Source organism: Stenotrophomonas sp. Sm6012, assembly GCF_030985895.1.
Taxonomy (GTDB): Bacteria; Pseudomonadota; Gammaproteobacteria; order Xanthomonadales; family Xanthomonadaceae; genus Stenotrophomonas; species Stenotrophomonas forensis.
In genome coordinates this window covers 1-1230 of sequence record NZ_JAPTFX010000283.1, presented here as the reverse complement: position 1 = coordinate 1230, position 1230 = coordinate 1, and the positions used below count along the sequence as shown (strand labels likewise).

Below are 1230 nucleotides of genomic sequence, written 5' to 3'. Positions count from 1 at the left end.
GACCGTCCACGGCATGGATGCCGTGGCCGAGCCCCCAAGGACGGGTTTACGGCGTGTCCCGCCATCTGCACCCGTCCCGCCCAACTCACAACAACCCAGAGCCGCTTTGGCTTTGGCTTCTGCCGTAGATTCTGCCCGCCGCAGGCGGACCACCGCGCGTCAGCGCGGCCCCTCCACATCCAGCCCGATCGGGCAGCTCACGCCGGTGCCGCCGATACCGCAGTAACCGTTCGGATTCTTCGCCAGGTACTGCTGGTGATAATCCTCGGCGTAGTAGTACGCCGGTGCCGGGTACACGATCTCGGTGGTGATCGGGCCGTAGCCGGCCGCATCCAGCTGCGCCTGGTACGCCTCGCGGCTGGCCAGCGCGGCGGCGTACTGGGCCTCGTCGGTGGCGTGGATCGCCGAGCGGTACTGGGTGCCGGTGTCGTTGCCCTGGCGCATGCCCTGGGTCGGGTCGTGGCTTTCCCAGAACAGCTGCAGCAGCCGCTCCAGGCTCACCACCGCCGGGTCGAACACCACCTGCACCACTTCGGTGTGGCCGGTCAGGCCCGAACACACCTCTTCATAGGTCGGGTTCGGGGTGATGCCACCGGCGTAACCCACCGACGTGCTGTACACGCCCGGCTCGTTCCAGAACTTGCGTTCGGCGCCCCAGAAGCAGCCCAGCGCGAAGCGGATCTGCTGCAGGCCGGCGAAACGGTCCTTCAGCGGATGACTGTTCACGAAGTGCTGGTTGCTGTGCAGCGGCAGCGGCTGCTCGCGCCCCGGCAGCGCTTCTTCCGGGCGCGGCAGGCGCTGCTTGAAGGCCCCGATGCCGAGGATGCCCTGGCCAATTCCCAACATGATGCGCTCCTACGCCGGAAGGCCGGCAATGTCGTCTGCATCTGAAATGGGGTCGTCCGGCGCGTGGCCCAAGTCCAGCGAGGCTACGATGTCCTCCGCCTGCGGCCGCGCCGCATCCGGGATGCCGACCCGCAGTACGCCGAACAATGGCAGCTCGCCCATGCCACCCAGCAGCTGCTCGCCAAACACGAAGGCGGGGATGCCGGCGTCTTCCAGCGCGTGCTTGACCAGGTGGGCATCGAACAGGTTGTCGGCCTTGTACACGATGTGCATGCGGCGGCTCCTTGGGGCAGGGGTCCAGCATACGCCCGGACGCTGAATGCTGGCGCTGTGCTGGCCGGCCAGCGGCCGGCACTACCGGAAGAGGGGTTGGTAGTGCCGGCC

2 protein-coding genes are annotated in these 1230 nt (G+C 67.8%); both read right to left on the bottom strand.

Going from position 1 to position 1230, the window contains the following annotated elements:
• Nucleotides 1-159: 159 nt before the first annotated feature.
• On the bottom strand, nucleotides 160-825 hold the full coding sequence (gene msrA, locus O0J73_RS22390; RefSeq protein WP_197564435.1) for a peptide-methionine (S)-S-oxide reductase MsrA: 666 nt from the start codon (nucleotides 823-825) through the stop codon (nucleotides 160-162).
• Between the two features lie 30 nt (nucleotides 826-855).
• Nucleotides 856-1119, bottom strand: coding sequence for a DUF2007 domain-containing protein (locus tag O0J73_RS22385; protein ID WP_004154314.1), 264 nt, complete (start codon nucleotides 1117-1119; stop codon nucleotides 856-858).
• Between the last annotated feature and the right edge of the window lie 111 nt (nucleotides 1120-1230).